This is a genomic window from Bradyrhizobium sp. UFLA05-112, assembly GCF_053572325.1.
On the sequence record NZ_JBANBK010000050.1, the window covers coordinates 1 to 15,827 of the forward strand.

General features: G+C 63.5%; 18 protein-coding genes. 9 read left to right on the top strand and 9 right to left on the bottom strand.

The features are described 5' to 3' along the window. Positions 1-124 precede the first annotated feature (124 nt). From SO180_RS25970 to pncA, 5 genes are all read right to left on the bottom strand, one after another. Complete coding sequence (locus SO180_RS25970; protein ID WP_449381676.1) at positions 125-511, bottom strand: GrlR family regulatory protein; 387 nt, start codon at positions 509-511, stop codon at positions 125-127. Positions 512-541: 30 nt separating this feature from the next. Next, the gene (locus SO180_RS25975) at positions 542-2,575 is read right to left on the bottom strand and encodes an NAD(+) synthase (RefSeq protein WP_449381677.1); all 2,034 of its coding nucleotides are present in this window, start codon (positions 2,573-2,575) and stop codon (positions 542-544) included. A gap of 176 nt (positions 2,576-2,751) precedes the next feature. Further along, on the bottom strand, positions 2,752-3,459 hold the full coding sequence (locus SO180_RS25980; protein WP_449381678.1) for a c-type cytochrome: 708 nt from the start codon (positions 3,457-3,459) through the stop codon (positions 2,752-2,754). A gap of 83 nt (positions 3,460-3,542) precedes the next feature. Continuing rightward, a complete protein-coding gene (locus SO180_RS25985) occupies positions 3,543-4,667 on the bottom strand; it encodes an alpha/beta fold hydrolase (RefSeq protein ID WP_449381679.1) in 1,125 nt (374 codons plus the stop codon). 2 nt (positions 4,668-4,669) lie between these two features. Beyond that, a complete protein-coding gene (gene pncA / locus SO180_RS25990; RefSeq protein WP_449381680.1) occupies positions 4,670-5,296 on the bottom strand; it encodes a bifunctional nicotinamidase/pyrazinamidase in 627 nt (208 codons plus the stop codon). A 213-nt stretch (positions 5,297-5,509) separates the two neighbouring features. Between pncA and glk the strand changes: the two genes are divergently transcribed. Beyond that, entirely contained in the window at positions 5,510-6,487 is a 978-nt protein-coding gene (gene glk / locus SO180_RS25995; RefSeq protein WP_449381735.1) for a glucokinase, read from the top strand. Between the two features lie 101 nt (positions 6,488-6,588). Next, a complete protein-coding gene (locus SO180_RS26000) occupies positions 6,589-6,828 on the top strand; it encodes a hypothetical protein (RefSeq protein WP_449381681.1) in 240 nt (79 codons plus the stop codon). An 11-nt stretch (positions 6,829-6,839) separates the two neighbouring features. On the opposite strand, the gene SO180_RS26005 is transcribed toward SO180_RS26000, so the two are convergent. After that, positions 6,840-7,052, bottom strand: a complete 213-nt coding sequence (locus SO180_RS26005; protein ID WP_449381682.1) for a hypothetical protein — start codon at positions 7,050-7,052, stop codon at positions 6,840-6,842. A 229-nt stretch (positions 7,053-7,281) separates the two neighbouring features. Between SO180_RS26005 and SO180_RS26010 the strand changes: the two genes are divergently transcribed. Further along, complete coding sequence (locus tag SO180_RS26010) at positions 7,282-7,485, top strand: hypothetical protein (protein ID WP_449381683.1); 204 nt, start codon at positions 7,282-7,284, stop codon at positions 7,483-7,485. A gap of 148 nt (positions 7,486-7,633) precedes the next feature. Further along, positions 7,634-7,789, top strand: a complete 156-nt coding sequence (locus SO180_RS26015) for a hypothetical protein (protein ID WP_449381684.1) — start codon at positions 7,634-7,636, stop codon at positions 7,787-7,789. Positions 7,790-7,897: 108 nt separating this feature from the next. Here the strand turns inward: SO180_RS26015 and SO180_RS26020 are convergent, their stop codons facing one another. From SO180_RS26020 to SO180_RS26030, 3 genes are all read right to left on the bottom strand, one after another. Next, a complete protein-coding gene (locus SO180_RS26020) occupies positions 7,898-8,164 on the bottom strand; it encodes a PilZ domain-containing protein (protein ID WP_449381685.1) in 267 nt (88 codons plus the stop codon). Positions 8,165-8,474: 310 nt separating this feature from the next. Next, a complete protein-coding gene (locus SO180_RS26025; protein ID WP_449381686.1) occupies positions 8,475-8,864 on the bottom strand; it encodes a response regulator in 390 nt (129 codons plus the stop codon). A 102-nt stretch (positions 8,865-8,966) separates the two neighbouring features. After that, the gene (locus tag SO180_RS26030; protein ID WP_449381687.1) at positions 8,967-9,749 is read right to left on the bottom strand and encodes a Spy/CpxP family protein refolding chaperone; all 783 of its coding nucleotides are present in this window, start codon (positions 9,747-9,749) and stop codon (positions 8,967-8,969) included. Between the two features lie 458 nt (positions 9,750-10,207). Here SO180_RS26030 and SO180_RS26035 point away from each other — a divergent pair, with 458 nt between their 5' ends. From SO180_RS26035 to SO180_RS26055, 5 genes are all read left to right on the top strand, one after another. Further along, the gene (locus SO180_RS26035) at positions 10,208-11,548 is read left to right on the top strand and encodes an ABC transporter substrate-binding protein (RefSeq protein ID WP_449381688.1); all 1,341 of its coding nucleotides are present in this window, start codon (positions 10,208-10,210) and stop codon (positions 11,546-11,548) included. A 162-nt stretch (positions 11,549-11,710) separates the two neighbouring features. Then, complete coding sequence (locus SO180_RS26040) at positions 11,711-12,649, top strand: carbohydrate ABC transporter permease (RefSeq protein WP_449381689.1); 939 nt, start codon at positions 11,711-11,713, stop codon at positions 12,647-12,649. Then, positions 12,649-13,560, top strand: coding sequence for a carbohydrate ABC transporter permease (locus SO180_RS26045; protein WP_449381690.1), 912 nt, complete (start codon positions 12,649-12,651; stop codon positions 13,558-13,560). The genes SO180_RS26040 and SO180_RS26045 overlap by 1 nt, the downstream gene beginning before the upstream one ends. Positions 13,561-13,580: 20 nt before the next feature. Further along, positions 13,581-14,681, top strand: a complete 1,101-nt coding sequence (locus SO180_RS26050) for an ABC transporter ATP-binding protein (protein WP_449381691.1) — start codon at positions 13,581-13,583, stop codon at positions 14,679-14,681. A 37-nt stretch (positions 14,682-14,718) separates the two neighbouring features. Continuing rightward, a complete protein-coding gene (locus tag SO180_RS26055; RefSeq protein WP_449381692.1) occupies positions 14,719-15,708 on the top strand; it encodes a hydroxyacid dehydrogenase in 990 nt (329 codons plus the stop codon). Positions 15,709-15,827 lie beyond the last annotated feature (119 nt).

A 15,827-nucleotide genomic window follows, 5' to 3' on the forward strand; every position in this document is an offset into this window, starting at 1 on the left:
GTGAGTATGCCTGTCCATAAGGACAGTTCTCAACACAACGGTCCACCTGACAAGGCGGCCCCCAGCGGAGGATTACTCTTCAGATCACATTTGGCATGATCTCGTGCGGCGACGCCACGCACGCCTACATCGCCTCTTTCAGCGTCAACCGCGCCGTGAAGGGCACGCTGGCCTTGCCGACCAGCGCCATGCCTTCGACCTCCGCGCCGCCGGCGAAATAGCCGCCGGAGAAACCGCAGGTGACCTCCCTGCCCCCGAACGCCAGCGATTTGCCGAGCGCCTCAGTGTGCTGATTGACCGTCATGTCGCCGCGCCACTTGCCGTTCCGGAAGGTGTAGTGGCCGGTGTAGTAGAAATAGCTGTCGCCACCCATGATGCGCCCGTCGCAGAGCACGGCAACGCCCTTGGCCTGGCCGCGTTTGCCGTCGCGCATCTCGATCTCGAACATATAGAGGCCGTTGACGACCCCGGTGTGATCGTCGGCCGTTTCCGGCCCAGGCTCGGCCGCCATCAGCCTATCCCCCTTTTTCGTTGGCCTTCGTCACTTCGGCACGTTGCGCTCGAGGTCGTCGAGCCAGGCGGCTGCGCTGGAGTCGGACGGCGCGCGCCAGTCGCCGCGCGGCGAGAGCGAGCCGCCGGCCGAGACCTTTGGACCGTTGGGCATCGCAGAACGCTTGAATTGGCTGAAGGCAAAGAACCGTCGCAAGAACACCTCGAGCCAGTGGCGGATGTCGGCCAGCGCGTAGGCCTTGCGCCGATCGCTCGGAAACGCCGGCGGCCACTCGCCCCCGGCAACATCCTTCCACGCATGCAACGATAGGAAGGCGATCTTGGACGGACGGAATCCGTAGCGCAGCGTATAGAACAGGTTGAAATCCTGCAGCTCGTACGGTCCGATCGCGGCCTCCGTGCTCTGTGGCTTCTCGCCCGGCTTGACCGGAACGAGTTCCGGCGAGATTTCGGCGGCGAGGATCGATCCCAGCGTTCGGTTGACATCATCGCTGAACTGCTTCGAGGCGATCACCCAGCGGATCAGATGCTGGATCAGCGTTTTTGGCACGCCGGCATTGACGTTGTAATGCGCCATCTGGTCGCCGACGCCATAGGTGCACCAGCCAAGCGCGAGTTCCGACAGATCGCCCGTGCCGATGACGATGCCGCCGTGATGGTTGGCGAGGCGGAACAGGTAGTCGGTGCGCAGGCCCGCCTGCACGTTCTCGAAGGTGACGTCGTAGACTTTCTCGCCCTTGCCGAAGGGATGGCCGATGTCCCTGAGCATCTGCGTCGCCGTGGTGCGAATGTCGAGTTCCTGCCAAGTCGTATGCAGCGCTTTCATCAGCGCAAGCGCGTTTGTCTTGCTCTCGCTGCCGGTGGCAAAGCCCGGCATGGTGTAGGCGAGGATGTTTTCACGCGGCAGACCAAGCAGGTCGATCGCCTTGGCGGCGACGATCAAGGCGTGAGTGGAATCAAGCCCGCCCGACACCCCGATGACGACGCGTTTCGTCCCCGTCGCACGCATCCGCTGCACGAGGCCAGCAACCTGGATGTTGTAGGCCTCATAGCAGTCCTGCTCGAGCAGATGTTCGTCGCTCGGAACGAAGGGAAAGCGTTCGACGTTGCGCAGGAAGCCGATATCGACGACCGGCGGCTTCAAGGCAAAGGCGATCTTGCGGTAGCTTGCCTCGCGCTGACGACGATTGTCGTCGAACGTTCCCATCAGCGAACGCTCCTGCCGCAGCAGGTCGAGATCGACGTCGGCGGTCGTGATCTGTCCGCCCTGCCGAAACCGCTCGCCCTCGCCCAGCAGCACGCCGTTCTCGTAGATCGAGGTCTGGCCGTCCCAGGCCAGATCGGTCGTCGACTCCCCGGCACCCGCGGCGGCATAGACATAAGCGGCAAGGCAGCGCGCGGAGGTCGATTGGCAGAGCAGCGCGCGCGACCGTGCGCGGCCGATCGTGATCGGACTGCCGGAGAGGTTGATCAGCACGCTCGCACCAGCCAGCGCCAGCTCTGAGGCGGGCGTCACCGGGATCCACATGTCCTCGCATATCTCGACGCCGATGGTCAGGCCCGTGACGTCCTCCGCCGCAAACAGCAGGTCGACACCGAACGGCGCGCTTAGGTCGCCAACCGCGATCTCCTCGCCCAGGATCCCTGCCCCTGAGGCAAAGTGACGGCCTTCGTAGAACTCGCGATAGGTCGGCAGGTAAGTCTTCGGAACGACGCCCAGAATGCCGCCGCGATGGATGACGACCGCGCAATTGTAGATGCGCGCGCCATGGCGCAGCGGCGCGCCGACGATCAGCACGGTCATCAGGGCGGACGATGCCTCGACGATCGCTTCAAGGCCGCGCTCGACCGCATCGAGCAGCGGGTCCTGCATGACGAGGTCTTCGATCGCATAGCCGGATAGGCACAGTTCAGGGAACACGGCGACCGCCACCGACTGCTCGTGGCATGCGCCCGCCGCCGCGACGATCGCCGTCGCATTGGCGGCCGGATCGGCCACATGCGAGGTGGTGACGCAGGCGGCCACGCGCGCAAATCCGTGGGCGTAGATCGAGTGAAAGCTCATGGCGCGCGGGACCTTTTTGTTCAGTTGCGAACCATTCTTAGCCGATTGACGCGGATCAATGCACGCAATTCCCGATCATGCATAACGGTCCTGCTAAATATTCTCCCTACTCCACTTCCGGCCGCTGCACCCCATGGCTGCCGCGGCCGTTCCTTTTAGTGGAATGGCGCAGATCCCTATCGGGAGCGTTCGGCCCGCAGCGTCTCGAACAAAGCGACGATGGCCTCGACCTGATGGCTGGCAAGCCGCGGGTTCGGCATGGACTGGTTCGGTCCGAGGTAGCGATGACCGGAGGTGAGAAGCTGCCTGATGTCGTCGCTGGAGAATGACGGCCGGCTCGCGAGGTCCGGGAAGCTCGGCGCCGGAACGCGCGACTCCGGCTGTTCGTTCGGCCTGTCGGACACCACATGGCAGTTGCCGCAGATCGAGCGCGCCAGCCCGCGCGCCTCGGCGAGTTGGTCGACGAAGAGCTGATCCGTGAACGGCGAGTTCGCCGGGACCTGAAGCGTGATGAAACCATATCCTTCGGCGCGGTGGCAGGCGTTGCAGCCATTGGTCAGATCGCCATAGGCCTTGGTGAAAGCCGCGGCGTCCTTGGCATCGATGGCACTGCGCAAGGCCTTTACCGCCGCGGCAGCCCGATCGGCGCGGCCCATGGGTTGCGCCACACGCCCGAGGCCGGCTTCGATCTGGTTGAGCTCATAGGTCGCAAGCGGCCAGTTGCCGAGGCGGCCAGCGGACCACAATTTGATGTGCTGGAACTGAAGCGCGGCCATCAGCTCGGACGCCGCTTTGTCGCCGCGCATGCCGTCGGCCTGTGCGAGCGCCTGCGAGAGCGAGGCAGTCAGCAGCGCGAGAGCAGCCAGAAGTGTGCTGAACCTCATGGAGCCTCCACGTCACACTCTAGGCTCCACGTCGGTCCAGCGGCTTTGACCGGGATCAAGACCGGCGTCGTCCGGTACGTCGCTCAGGCCCGGCGTGCGAGAACGCCACCACCGAGATCGGAACGTAGCCATTCGGTGATGCGCGGCCAGGCATGAGCATGGGTCCGCGCTCCCATGAACAGCCCAAGATGATCCGAGGGCTCCGATGCCGCCGCGATGAACATCGAGGGCGTGCCCACGAGATCGGCGATCGCCAGCGCCTGCGTCGCCGGTACGACGTTGTCGTCGAGCCCGGCGAGCAGGAAGATGGGCGCTCTCACATCCTTCAAATCGATTCGTCTGCCGAGCGCCACGAAGTCGCCCGCCGCGATCCGGTTCTCGCGGAAGATCCAGTTGACGATCTGAAGATAATAGCTGCCCGGCAGGTTGAGCGTCTCCTCGTTCCAACGATTGAAGCGCTCCAGGAGCTCGGGTCCGCCCTCCTCGGCCAAACTCCTTTGCAACGCCACCGCGATATCTTCCGCACTCGGTGACCTCGACCAGAAGCGCAGCATCTCCTCGCCGCTGACATTGCCGCCGCCGCGTGCCACGAGCTGGTCATAGACCAGTTCCGGCGCATTGCGCGCCAGGCGCGACAATGCCGACTCGATCGCGAGATCAACGGGGGCGCCGACCAGCACCAGGCGGCGCACCTTGTCCGGAAAGCGCGCGGCGTAGAGCAGCGACAGCCAGCCGCCCTGACATAGGCCGATGAGGTCGACCGGCGCGCCGATCTCGTCGATCGCGACATTGAGGTCGCCGAGATAGCTGTCGATCGAGAGATAACGCATCTCAGGCGACGCCGAGCGCCAGTCCGTGAGATAGACCCGATCGACCCCGCCTTCGAGCAGCGACTGCACAACGCTATGACCCGGCGCAAAATCGGCGATCAGCGCGCGATGCAGCGCATAGGGCGCGCAGACCAGCGCCGGCGGGCCGGTACGCTTCTTGGTACAGTCGCGCAGGCGCATGGTCGCGAGCTCCAGCGCGACCTGATTGGGCGTGGTCCAGGGCAGTTCCGTCTCACGCGGCTCGGGCGAGCTGCGCTCTACCCACCAGAACGCGGCGTTCATGGCGAGCTTGGCCGCTGCAAACGGCCACAGCAGCGGATCATCCGACCCGGGCTCGGATCCCGTCGAGGGCGGCGGTTTCTTGGTGCCTTGCGCCATTTCTAGAAGAACGCCTCGATGCTGACCACGGGAATGCCGAGCGCCTTGAAGCTCTGATGGGTGGCGGCGACCGAGCCGTCGAGATCGATGCCGCGGCAGGCATCCTCGATCACGGCAACCTCGAGCCCAGCCTTGCGGGCATCCTCCGCCGAAAAGCGGACGCAAAAATCCAGCGCCAGGCCCGCGACGAACACCGTCTTCAGCTCGCGCTCGCGCAAATAGCCGAGCAGCCCGGTTGGGGTCTTGTGGTCGTTCTCGAACAGCGCCGAATAGGAATCGATGCCGCGGCGAAATCCCTTGCGCACCACGAGGCTTGGCCGGTGGACCTCGAGGTCCCGGTGGAATTCGGCGCCGGCGGTGCCCTGCACGCAATGGGTCGGCCACAGCACCTGCGGACCGTAGTCGAGATCGATGGCCTCGAACGGCCGCTTATTGGGGTGGTTGGAGGCGAAGGAGACGTGATCGGCGGGGTGCCAATCCTGCGTCAGCACGACATTGGCGAACTTTTGGGCGACGCGATTGATGGCGGGCACAACTCTTTCGCCGCTCGGGACGGCCAGGGCCCCGCCGGTGCAAAAGTCGTTCTGGACGTCGATCACGAGCAGGACGTCCCGGTCGGATATCTTCATTGCTGGTCTCCACCCGGTCTTGCCTCAATGTCGATCTTCCGGCGCCGCTTCGCAACCGCCTACCGCGGGCGGAGTGCTGCCGGCGCAACGGTTCGCCCGCATCGACGTTGACGACATCATCAAGCCGCGGTGGTATGCGAATCTGACCGCGTAGCAATGGAGACAAAGGTTCCCGCGATCACCAATGGCGGTGGACGCGGCGACCGCGAGGACATGACCAGTCGGACCACAAGAGGTTGCGCTTTGCTCGCCGACATCGGCGGCACTAATTCGCGGTTCGCGCTGATGGAGGAGGACGGCCGGATCGGGCCGGTCGCCTACGCGCGGGTCGTCGACTTCCCGACCGTTCGCGACGCCATGGCCGACTTCCTCGCCCGTCAGGTCAATGGCCCGTGCGTCGGCACCGCGGTGCTCGCCGTCGCGGGACCCGTCGTGAACAACCGCTGCGTCATGACCAACAGTCCCTGGATCATCGATGGGAAGGAGCTCCGTGAGGGCTTTGGCCTCGACGCTGTTCACGTGCTCAACGATTTCGAGGTGCTAGCCTGGGCGCTGCCGGCCTTGCAACCGGCCGACCTGTTCCCGCTCGATGCCCAGACTGGCGCGGCTGGCGAGCCGCTGCTGGTGCTCGGACCCGGCACGGGCTTCGGCGTCTCCTGCCTCGTCGAGCGTCACGGCGCCCGGGTGGCCGTGATCACGGAAGCCGGTCACGCGACCCTGCCGGCTGAGACGGAGCGCGAGGAGCGCGTCATCGCCGCGATGCGACGGCGCATGGGCCATGTCGAGATCGAGCTGGGCGCGCTGTCCGGTGCGGGGCTGCAAAATCTCTACGAGGCGGTCGCCGAGGTCGATGGTGTAAAGGCTTCGCAACGCGACGCGGCAGCCATCACCACGGCCGCGCTCGACGGCAGCTGCGACCTCAGCCACACCGTGCTCGAGATGTTTTGCGCCATTCTCGGCTCAGTCGCCGGCAACCTGGCGGTGACGTTCGGTGCTCGCGGCGGCGTCTATATCGCCGGCGGCATCGTCCCGCGCTTCCCGAAATTCCTCGCTGCCTCCGCCTTCCGCGAGCGCTTTGAGGCCAAGGGACGTTTCCGGGATTACCTGCACCCCATTCCGACCAGCATCATCGTCAAGCCGGACGCCAGCTTTGCCGGCCTGAAGGCTTTTTGCGATCACAGTACGGCTTGAGCCTTCGCCCCACGACTGCGGTGTCAAGCGTGAAACGCCTCACGGCTTGCCGCCCCGGCCGTGTTAGGATCACGGGGTTTGAGGGCTCGGGGGGGACTTTTGTGAAAGACCTGATCCGGATCATTGCGATTTCGTTTGTCTTGATTGCCCCTGGTTTTGCGCAAAAGCTGGTCGATCCAGGGGCGGTTGCGCCGGAATACCGCGACGCCGCGGAGCATCGCCGCGCCGAGCAACTGAGGCAGCGTGCCTGCGCCCTCAAGGCGGACCAGGCCAAGATCCTGCTGCGCGACCGCGCCGCCTTTGTGCTGAAATGCATCGACGCGGCCGATGCGAGCAAATAGCCCGTCGCCCGCTAGCGGCGTTTGCCAAGCTCACCGCGCTTGCGGCCGAGCATGCCTGCCAACGTCATGAATGCAATCAGAACAGCCGTCAGACACGCCCATCCGCGCAACTGCGCGAGCGACCAGCCAAGCTCGGCCTGCGCGAAGTAGTCCAGCAGGATGGCGGCATAGCCGGCCACCCAGACGGCGACAATGATCGAAATGAAATCGAATTCGTCTTGCATTCGCGTATTCCAATGCCCTGCCGCTTAGCTATAGGCCCCGGCAGGCGAGAGCTCTGTGACCTCTTTCACAGCGGACGCGCGATCTACCATTGATCTCGCGCAAGGCAGGCGAGCCAATCCACAGCTGATTGCACCGGTCACGTCGCCGGACGCGAGTTCCTCCTTGCCCGCTGCCGTCGCTTGAACAACAATTCGCCCGTGGTGCGTGTGTACGATATGGGGGCGTGGCATGCGTAAGCTGGATGTGGGATTTGACTACCATCGCTATCACCGGTTGCTGACCGAGGCGGTGGACGAGGACAGGCGATTGGCGCTCATCGATCTCCTGATCGAGGAAAAGGCCAGGGATCAACTGGCCGCGCAGCGTGCCTCTGACCGGGCCGCGATGACGGCGCATACCATCGCCAAGGTGCTGCGAACGGGCCGCGACTAATCCCGGGCCACCAGCCCTGCCGGCCCGCCGCGGAGTCGGGTTTCGATTGCGATTCCGTTAAGGATGCCTAGCAATCCCGTATCAAACTTTCTGCGCTAGAGCTTTCCCCTACCTGATGCAATTCAGGATCAAAACAGGGGGAATTCACATGAGCATGCTTTCACTTGCTGAGATGCCGGCCCGCATTGAGGTCCGGTCGTTCGACAATGCCTTCAAGACCATCGTCTTCTTCTGCTGCATCGGTCTCGTCGCCTCGTTCAGCCTGATGGCGACCGGCATTGACCTGAGCGCCGGCTTGATGTGAGGACGAGACGCGTTGATTAGAGACGTTCTTTAGGTCAGTTTCACCGCAAGACATTGATCGAATGGCCGCCCCTCGGGCGGTCATTCTCGTTTTCGGCCCGCATGCAGCTCAGGAGCGCCGCGTTGCCTCCTCTGGGCCGACGAAGGCGAGTCCGATCCGGTTCTTCTGGATCCAGATCACCCGACAATCGTGGACCGAGGAGTCCTTGGCCATGACGAGGCGAAAACGCTGGGGAACGAAGGCGGGATTGTCGACGTCGATTGCCGCGCCGGCAGGCGAGATGTTGCGCACGACACAGCTCATCACCGAGCCGCCCGCGGAGACATAGGCCAGCTCTTCGATATCGATACGCGGATACTTTCGTTTGTCGTCCATGCGCGGTCTGCCTCGATCCAAGCCTAGCCGGACTGCCTAAACAAATTGCACGATCCTCGGGTTTCCCCAGCGTCTTTTCATTGTGCGATGCAATGGGGATGGCGGCTGGCGTGAAAGCCAATCACGCGCCCGCGTCGCGGGTTCCCGACAAGACCGCAGCTCGGCCACAGGTCGGGCGTGAATCGGTCGGCTTTTCTTCAAGTTCCCGTGACGAATTGGGCAGGCCGCGCCGCTGCGGCAGGATAGCCGGGCGCAGTGCCTTCCACCTACCCCAGGGCAAGGTTGCCCGGCTATTCGCCGCGAGCGGACGTCAGGCCGATCCGCTTTTCGAGGCGGCCGGTGCGCCGGGAAAAAGAGAATCGATGATCGCCTTGAGCTGGTCGATTGAAATCGGCTTGCGCAGGATCGGCCTGCGCCGGAGCAAGGACGGCAGCAATTCCGGTCCGTAACCCGTGGCGAACAGAAACGGTTTGCCGCGGCGCTCGATCAGGTCCGCGACGGGGTCGACGTAAAGCCCCATGAGATTGATGTCGAGAATGGCAAGATCGTATTGCGCCGTCATCGCGAAGGCGCTCGCGTCCTGAACATTGTCGGCCTCGGCCACAACATGGTGGCCAAGCTCCTCCACCATGTCGGCGATCATCATCCGGATCAACGCCTCGTCTTCGACCAGGAAAACGGAGAGTGCGCCCGTCGTCATATCAACCCCGCAGCGATCATTTGCAGCTAATCATAACTGCATCGCTGCGGGGATTCACGAGTTCGTGGCAGTCGAGCGCGACAAATCTTACTCAAACGCCGATCAATCCAGGCCGCGCTCGTGGCTGAGGCGCACCATTTCCTGGATGAACACTTCCTTCTGCTTGTCGTCCAGGCTCGAAAACAGCGGCTCGGCGGCATCGGCGACGTTGCGCTGGTCGGCCGCGCGGTCGATCAGGAACTGTGCCTCGTTGCGCATCTGCTCGATGATGTCGTCCGGCGGATCGCGCTTGGCGCGGGCAATCCGCAGATTGAGCCGCTCGGCACCATTATGCCCGAGGTAGTGCATGGCGCTGGAGAAACCGTACCAGTGCTTCTCCTGGTCAGGCGTGAGGTTCAGCTCGGTCTTGATGCGCTCGATATAGGAATCGCTGTTGGCGACGATCTGCTCGCCGGTGAGCTGCGGCGCGCCGTTCTGGGTGAGAACGGTGACGTCCTTTGTCGCATCCTTCGGTGCATCCTTGCCGGCCTTGGCGGTCTTGCTGCCCTTACCACTTTTGGCGTCCTTGGTGCCCTTGGCGTCGGCGCCCTTGTCGGCCCCCTGCTGCTTCGCGTCCTTGCTTGCGTCCTTGGCGGGCGGCGCCTGGTTGTTGTTGCCAACCCCGAGCACGCCGGTGAAGACACCGACCACGCCGCCAATCGCGCCGCCCAGCACGCCACCGACCGGGCCTGCAGCCTTGTTGCCGGCGGCCGCGCCCTCCTGAACTCCTTTGACCAGGCCCTGCGCATTGGCAACGCAAGCCGCGCCCAACAGCAATGCCACGACTGACCCGAGCGCGAACCATCGTCGCAGGCGAAGCCGCGCAGGCGGCGTCGGGTTGATCATTCTAGTCTCCATGTCGATCTGATTGGCTGCTCGGAGGGTGGAATCGCGGAAAGTCTGCCCGCCGGAACTCTAGCGTTTTCACGCCGCTCCGGTCCAGATCGAGGAGCGCCCCTCCACATCCGAAAAGTCTGTCCTGCGAACCGGTTAGTTCAGGGTTATTCGGAACTGCGGCGTAATTGCGCTCAAACGATCCTCGCCGATCCTGACCACAGTGTGCGTCGCAAAAGGATCAGTCCAGGTTCAACACCGCGACACATGCGCGACGCGGAGCTACTGAATTTTCGGACTCAACGTTAGTTCAAGAAACGCGCGCGTCGGATTTCTCGACAGACGCGATCAATTCTGATCTGATCGCGCTACCAATTCTCCGCGGCTCGCGTGACTGGCCACGCGAGGCGACGGCAAGAAAAACAAAACAACAAAAAGCAAAACAACGAACGCCAAAGCGAGGAAACGAGATGTCACGCAAGAAGCTTACGCGGCGACAATTTGTGGCCGCAACTGCCATGTCCTCCGCCGCCCTGATCACCGCGCCCTACGTGCGCGGCGCCTACGCCGCCGGCAAGCTCTCGATCGGCTTCTGGGACCACTGGGTGCCCGGCGCCAACGACAGCTCCAGAGCTCTCGTCAACGAGTGGGCAGCGAAGGAAAAGGTCGAAGTCTCCATCGACTACATCACCAGCAACAACAAGAAGATCGAGCTGACCGTTGCCGCCGAAGCGCAGGCCAAATCCGGTCACGACATTCTTCAGATGTACACCTGGTGGCCGCATGCTTATGCCGAGCAGCTGGAGCCCGTGAATGACGTCGTGGAGGCGGCGATCAAGCAGAACGGCGAGGTGAACGGCACCGTGAAATATCTCGGTCAGGCTGCCGGCAAATGGCTTGCCGTCCCCGCCACTCCGGGAAGCCAGATCAAGGGACCCTGCTCCCGCATCGATCTGATGAAGAAGCACGCCGGCATCGACGTTCAGGAGTTGTATCCGGCTGGCGGCCCACCGAAGGCAGACAGCTGGAACATGGATACCTTCCTGAAGGCGGCGGAAGCCTGCCAGAAGGCGGGCTTCGCATTCGGCATCGGTCTTGGCGAGACCACCGACAGCGTCGACACGGCGGGCGCCATCTTCCAGTCGTTCGGCGCCGAGCTCGTCAACTCCAAGGGCGACCTCACGGTGAAGACCGATCAGGTCCGCCAGGCGCTGGAATACTACAAAAAGCTGATCGCCTTCCTGCCGCCGGATGCGCCGTCCTGGGACGATGCCTCGAACAACAAATGGCTGATCTCGGGCCGCGGCGCGCTCATCATGAATCCGCCGAGCGCTTGGGCGGTTGCCAAGCGCGACGCGCCTCAAGTCGCCGAGCAATGCTGGACCCACGGTTTCCCGGCGGGTCCAAAGGGCCGCTTTGCGCCGTTCCTGCCGTATTTCTGGGGCCTTTGGAGCTTCTCCAAGAACAAGGAAGCGGCCAAGAGCCTGCTCACCTATCTGTCGCAGCCGTCATCGATCGAGAAATTCGTCGCGGCGAGCGGCGGCTATGACCTGCCGGCCTATGCCAACATGACGACGCTGAAGACCTGGGCCGAGGAAGGGCCGCCGAAGGGTACGCTCTATCATTATCCGAACCCCTACAACCATCAGACGCTGTCGATCGCGGCCTCTCCTGCGCCGCCGAAGATCGCCCAGCAGATCTATGCGCAGGCGACGCTGACCAAGATGGCGCTGCGCTTTGCGCAAGGGGAGAAGCTGGAGCAGTCGCTGGCCTGGGCCGAGGGCGAGTGCGAAGGCTTCATGCGAAGTTGAGCCGGGGTGTGCCACGGCGGTTCACGCCTCGCGCGTGGGCCGCCGGGCACCCCGCCATTCGCCGGACGTGATCAGATGAAGCCGACACGCGCGTGCCGGCTTCGACGTTGGACATCCTGCACGCAAGCTTGACCCAAGGAAGTTTGACCCGGGGAAACTGACATGGCCGATGTCGTCGTTGAGCACGGTCGCGTCGCGGGCACCGCGAACGCACGAAAACGGACGAGCCTGCACAACGCGTTGGGGCGAAAATCGACCGTAGCGTTCTTCCTGACGCTGCCGCTGATCCTCCTGATCGCGCTGCTCGTGCTCTACCCTGCCCTCTTCTCGATCCACCTCGCGACGCTGAACAAGTCGATGCAGAAGTTCGTCGGCTTCGGCAACTTCACCTTCCTGTTCAAGCGCGAAACGTTCTGGATGGTGGTCAAGCAGTCCTGCATCTTCGCGATCACCGCCGTGATCTTCAAGGCGCTGATCGGCTTCATCGTCGCGCATTTCGTGCACAATATTCCGGCCAAGGGCCAGCGCAAATGGCGCGGCATGCTGCTGGTGCCCTGGGTCATTCCGCCGGCGATGAGCACGCTGGCCTGGCTCTGGCTGTTCGATCCCTCCTATAGCGCATTCAACTACACGCTCTCATTGTTCGGCATCGGTCCCGTTAACTGGCTCGGTAGTGCCGCGTGGGCGCGCTTCTCCGTCATCCTGGTCAATGTCTGGTACGGCGCGCCGTTCTTCATGATCATGTATCTGGCGGCGCTGAAATCGGTGCCGGAGCAGCTCTATGAGGCCGCCGCAATCGACGGCGCCAATTGGTGGCAGCGGATCTGGTACGTGACGCTGCCGATGATGCGCAACATCATCGCGATCACGACGCTGTTCTCGCTGATCGTCACCTTCGCCAATTTCGACATCGTCCGCATCCTGACCTCGGGCGGGCCGCTCGACCAGACCCAGATCTTTGCCACCTACGCGTTCCGGGTCGGCATCGAGAGCAGTGACATCCCGCTCGGCGCCAGTGTCTCGCTGTTCATGGTCCCCATCCTCGCCGTCGCGGCGATCTTCATCCTGCGCGACGTCTCTAAACGCGGGAACGAATCCTGATGAGCACGCTCGCGATCGACAAGGCCGGCCCCCGGCGCAAGGTCAAATATGGCAGCATGAGCCGCGACCGCGCCTGGGCGCTGCGCTGGTCCTACTTCTTCCTGGTGCTGTTCGCGATCTTCTTCCTGACGCCGCCACTCTACATGGTGATCACCTCGCTCAAGAGCAGCGCGGAGATATCGGCTGCGACCAATCCATGGTGGGTTTTCCACCCGACGCTGTCGAATTACCTCGAACTCCTGACGTCCAACCAGTTTCTCCGATTTTTCTGGAATTCGTCGATCGTCTCGCTGGTGGTCGTGTTCGTGACCATGCTGATCAGCGTCCCCGCGGCGTTCGCGCTGGCGCGGATGCGGTTCTGGGGCTCGGCGACACTCGCGACCGGCGTCTTCCTGACCTACCTCGTCCCCGACAGCCTCCTGTTCATTCCGCTCTTCAAGATGTTCGCGCTGATCCAGGATCTGACTGGCATCACGTTGCTCAATCGATGGTACGTACTGCTGTTCGTCTATCCGACGCTGACGGTACCGTTCTGCACCTGGATCATGATCGGCTATTTTGCCTCGATCCCGAAGGAGCTCGATGAAGCCGCGATCATCGACGGGGCGTCCTGGCTGCAGACCCTGACCCGGATCTTCATTCCGGTGGCCCTGCCTGGCCTGATCGCCGCGACGATCTTTGCCTTCACCGTCTCCTGGGCCCAGTTCCTCTATCCCCTGGTGTTCACGACCTCCATCGACCAGCTCGTGCTGCCGGTCGGCATCACCACGACACTGATCAAGGGCGACGTCTTCAACTGGGGCCAGATCATGACGGGCGCGCTGCTCGGCGCGGCGCCGCCATTGGTCATCTACGCCTTCCTGATGGACTACTACATTGCCGGCCTGACCGCCGGTGCGACGAAGGGTTGAAAGCGAGAGGTTGACGATTCATGGCTGAAGTTTCCTTGCGCAAGGTGGTCAAACGTTACGACGACGTCGAGGCGGTGCGCGGCATCGATCTCGACATCGCAGACCACGAGTTCATCGTGCTGGTGGGCCCGTCGGGCTGCGGCAAGTCGACCACGCTGCGCATGATCGCGGGCCTCGAGGATATCAGCGACGGCGACATCACGATCGGCGGCGACGTCGTCAACGACGTTCCCCCGAAGGACCGCGACATTGCGATGGTGTTCCAGAACTACGCGCTTTATCCGCACATGACGGTGGCGGAGAACATGTCGTTCGGGCTGCGCCTGAAGCACTATCCCAAGGCCGAGATCAAGGCGCGCGTGACGGAGGCCGCCCGCCTCCTCGACATCACCGACCTGATCGACCGCAAGCCGAAGCAGCTCTCCGGCGGCCAGCGCCAGCGCGTTGCGATGGGGCGCGCGATCGTGCGCAATCCGAAAGTGTTTCTGTTCGACGAGCCGCTGTCCAACCTCGATGCCAAGCTGCGCGTGCAGATGCGCATCGAGATCAAGAAGGTGCATCAAAAGGTGCGCACCACCACAGTCTACGTTACCCACGACCAGGTCGAAGCGATGACGCTGGCGGACCGCGTCGTCGTGATGAACAAGGGCCGCATCGAGCAGATCGGCACGCCGAACGAGCTCTACCACAAGCCGGCGACGCGCTTCGTCGCGGGCTTCATCGGCTCGCCCGCGATGAATTTCGTGCCATGCCGGCTCGAGGACGTCGGCGGCCAGCTCAACATCCGCCTGACCGATCGTGTCTCCTTCCCGCTGCCGCCGGCGCGCGCCTCGCGCTACAACGCTCTGCCGCGCACCGACAAGCTGCAGCTCGGCATCCGCCCCGAGCACCTCACCGAGTCGCATGCGCATCTGGCGCCCGGGGTCGAGACCTTCGACACCGTGCTGGATGTCACCGAGCCCATGGGCATGGAGACGCTGGTCTACTTCACCCTCGAGGGCACGCCGGTCTGCGGCCGCGTCGATCCCAATGCCGGCGCCAAGGACGGGGCACCCATGCGTTTGGCGATGGACCTCAACAACATGCACCTGCTAAACGAGGCGACCGGCCTCGTGCTGTGATGGCCGGACGAGAAAAGCTTCGAGCAGGCAGGGAACGATGGCGGCCAACAAGAAGAAGATTTTTGTCACGCAAACTTTGTCGCGGGGCGCACGCGCCCTTCTCACCCAGCGGGACGACATCGAGCTCGTCGAGTTCTCCAATCTGATCTCGGCTTCGGATTTCCAGGCGATGCTGACGGCGCATGCGCCGGTTCATGGCGTGGCGCTCGGCGCAACCCGGTTCGGCGAGCCCGAGCTCGAGGCCTCCAGGGACATGAAGGTGGTGACGCGGATCGGCGTCGGCTACGACGCCGTCGACGTGCCTGCCCTCTCGCGCCGCAAGGTGCCACTGATGGTGGCAGGCAGCGCCAACTCGCCCTCGGTCGCGGAAGCCGCGCTGTTCATGATGCTGACGCTCGCCAAGCGCGCCCAGGAGCTGCACGCCTGCGTCAGGGACAACAAATGGGCCGACCGGCTCGGCATCCTGCCGTTCGATCTCTACGGCAAGACCGTGGTGATCGTCGGCTTTGGCCGCATCGGCAGCCGCACCGCCAAGCGCTGCCTCGCGATGGAAATGAACGTCCTGGTCTACGACCCCTACAAGCCGGCGGCCGACATCAAGGCTGCCGGTTGCGAGCCGGTCACCGATCTCGACGCGGCGCTGTCCCGCGCCGACTTCGTCAGCATCCACTGCCCGAAGACGCCAGAAACCGTCGGCATGTTCAATGCCGCGCGGATCGGTCTGATGAAGCGGGCCGCCTATCTCATCAACACCGCACGCGGCGGTATCGTCGAAGAAAAGGCGCTCTACGACGCGCTCACCTCTGGCCGGCTCGCCGGTGCCGGCCTCGACGTGTTCGAGCAGGAGCCGCCGCCGGCCGGACACTCGCTGTTCGAGCTTTCGAACGTGATCATGGCGCCGCATGTGGCCGGCGTCACCGTCGAGGCAGTCGACCGCATGAGCGAGCAGACCGCGCGCAATATCCTGAGCGTGCTCGACGGCGATCCGATCCGTCAGAATGTGATCAACCAGGATGTGCTCGCCTGAGCGCTGCAGTTTTCGGAGAGGCAGAAATTGCCGCACCAAGGTCAACCAGACGTCCCATTTTGGCACAATCGGGCCCAAACCTGGCCTTAATCAAAGGCAAGCTAGGCTGACAGGTCGCG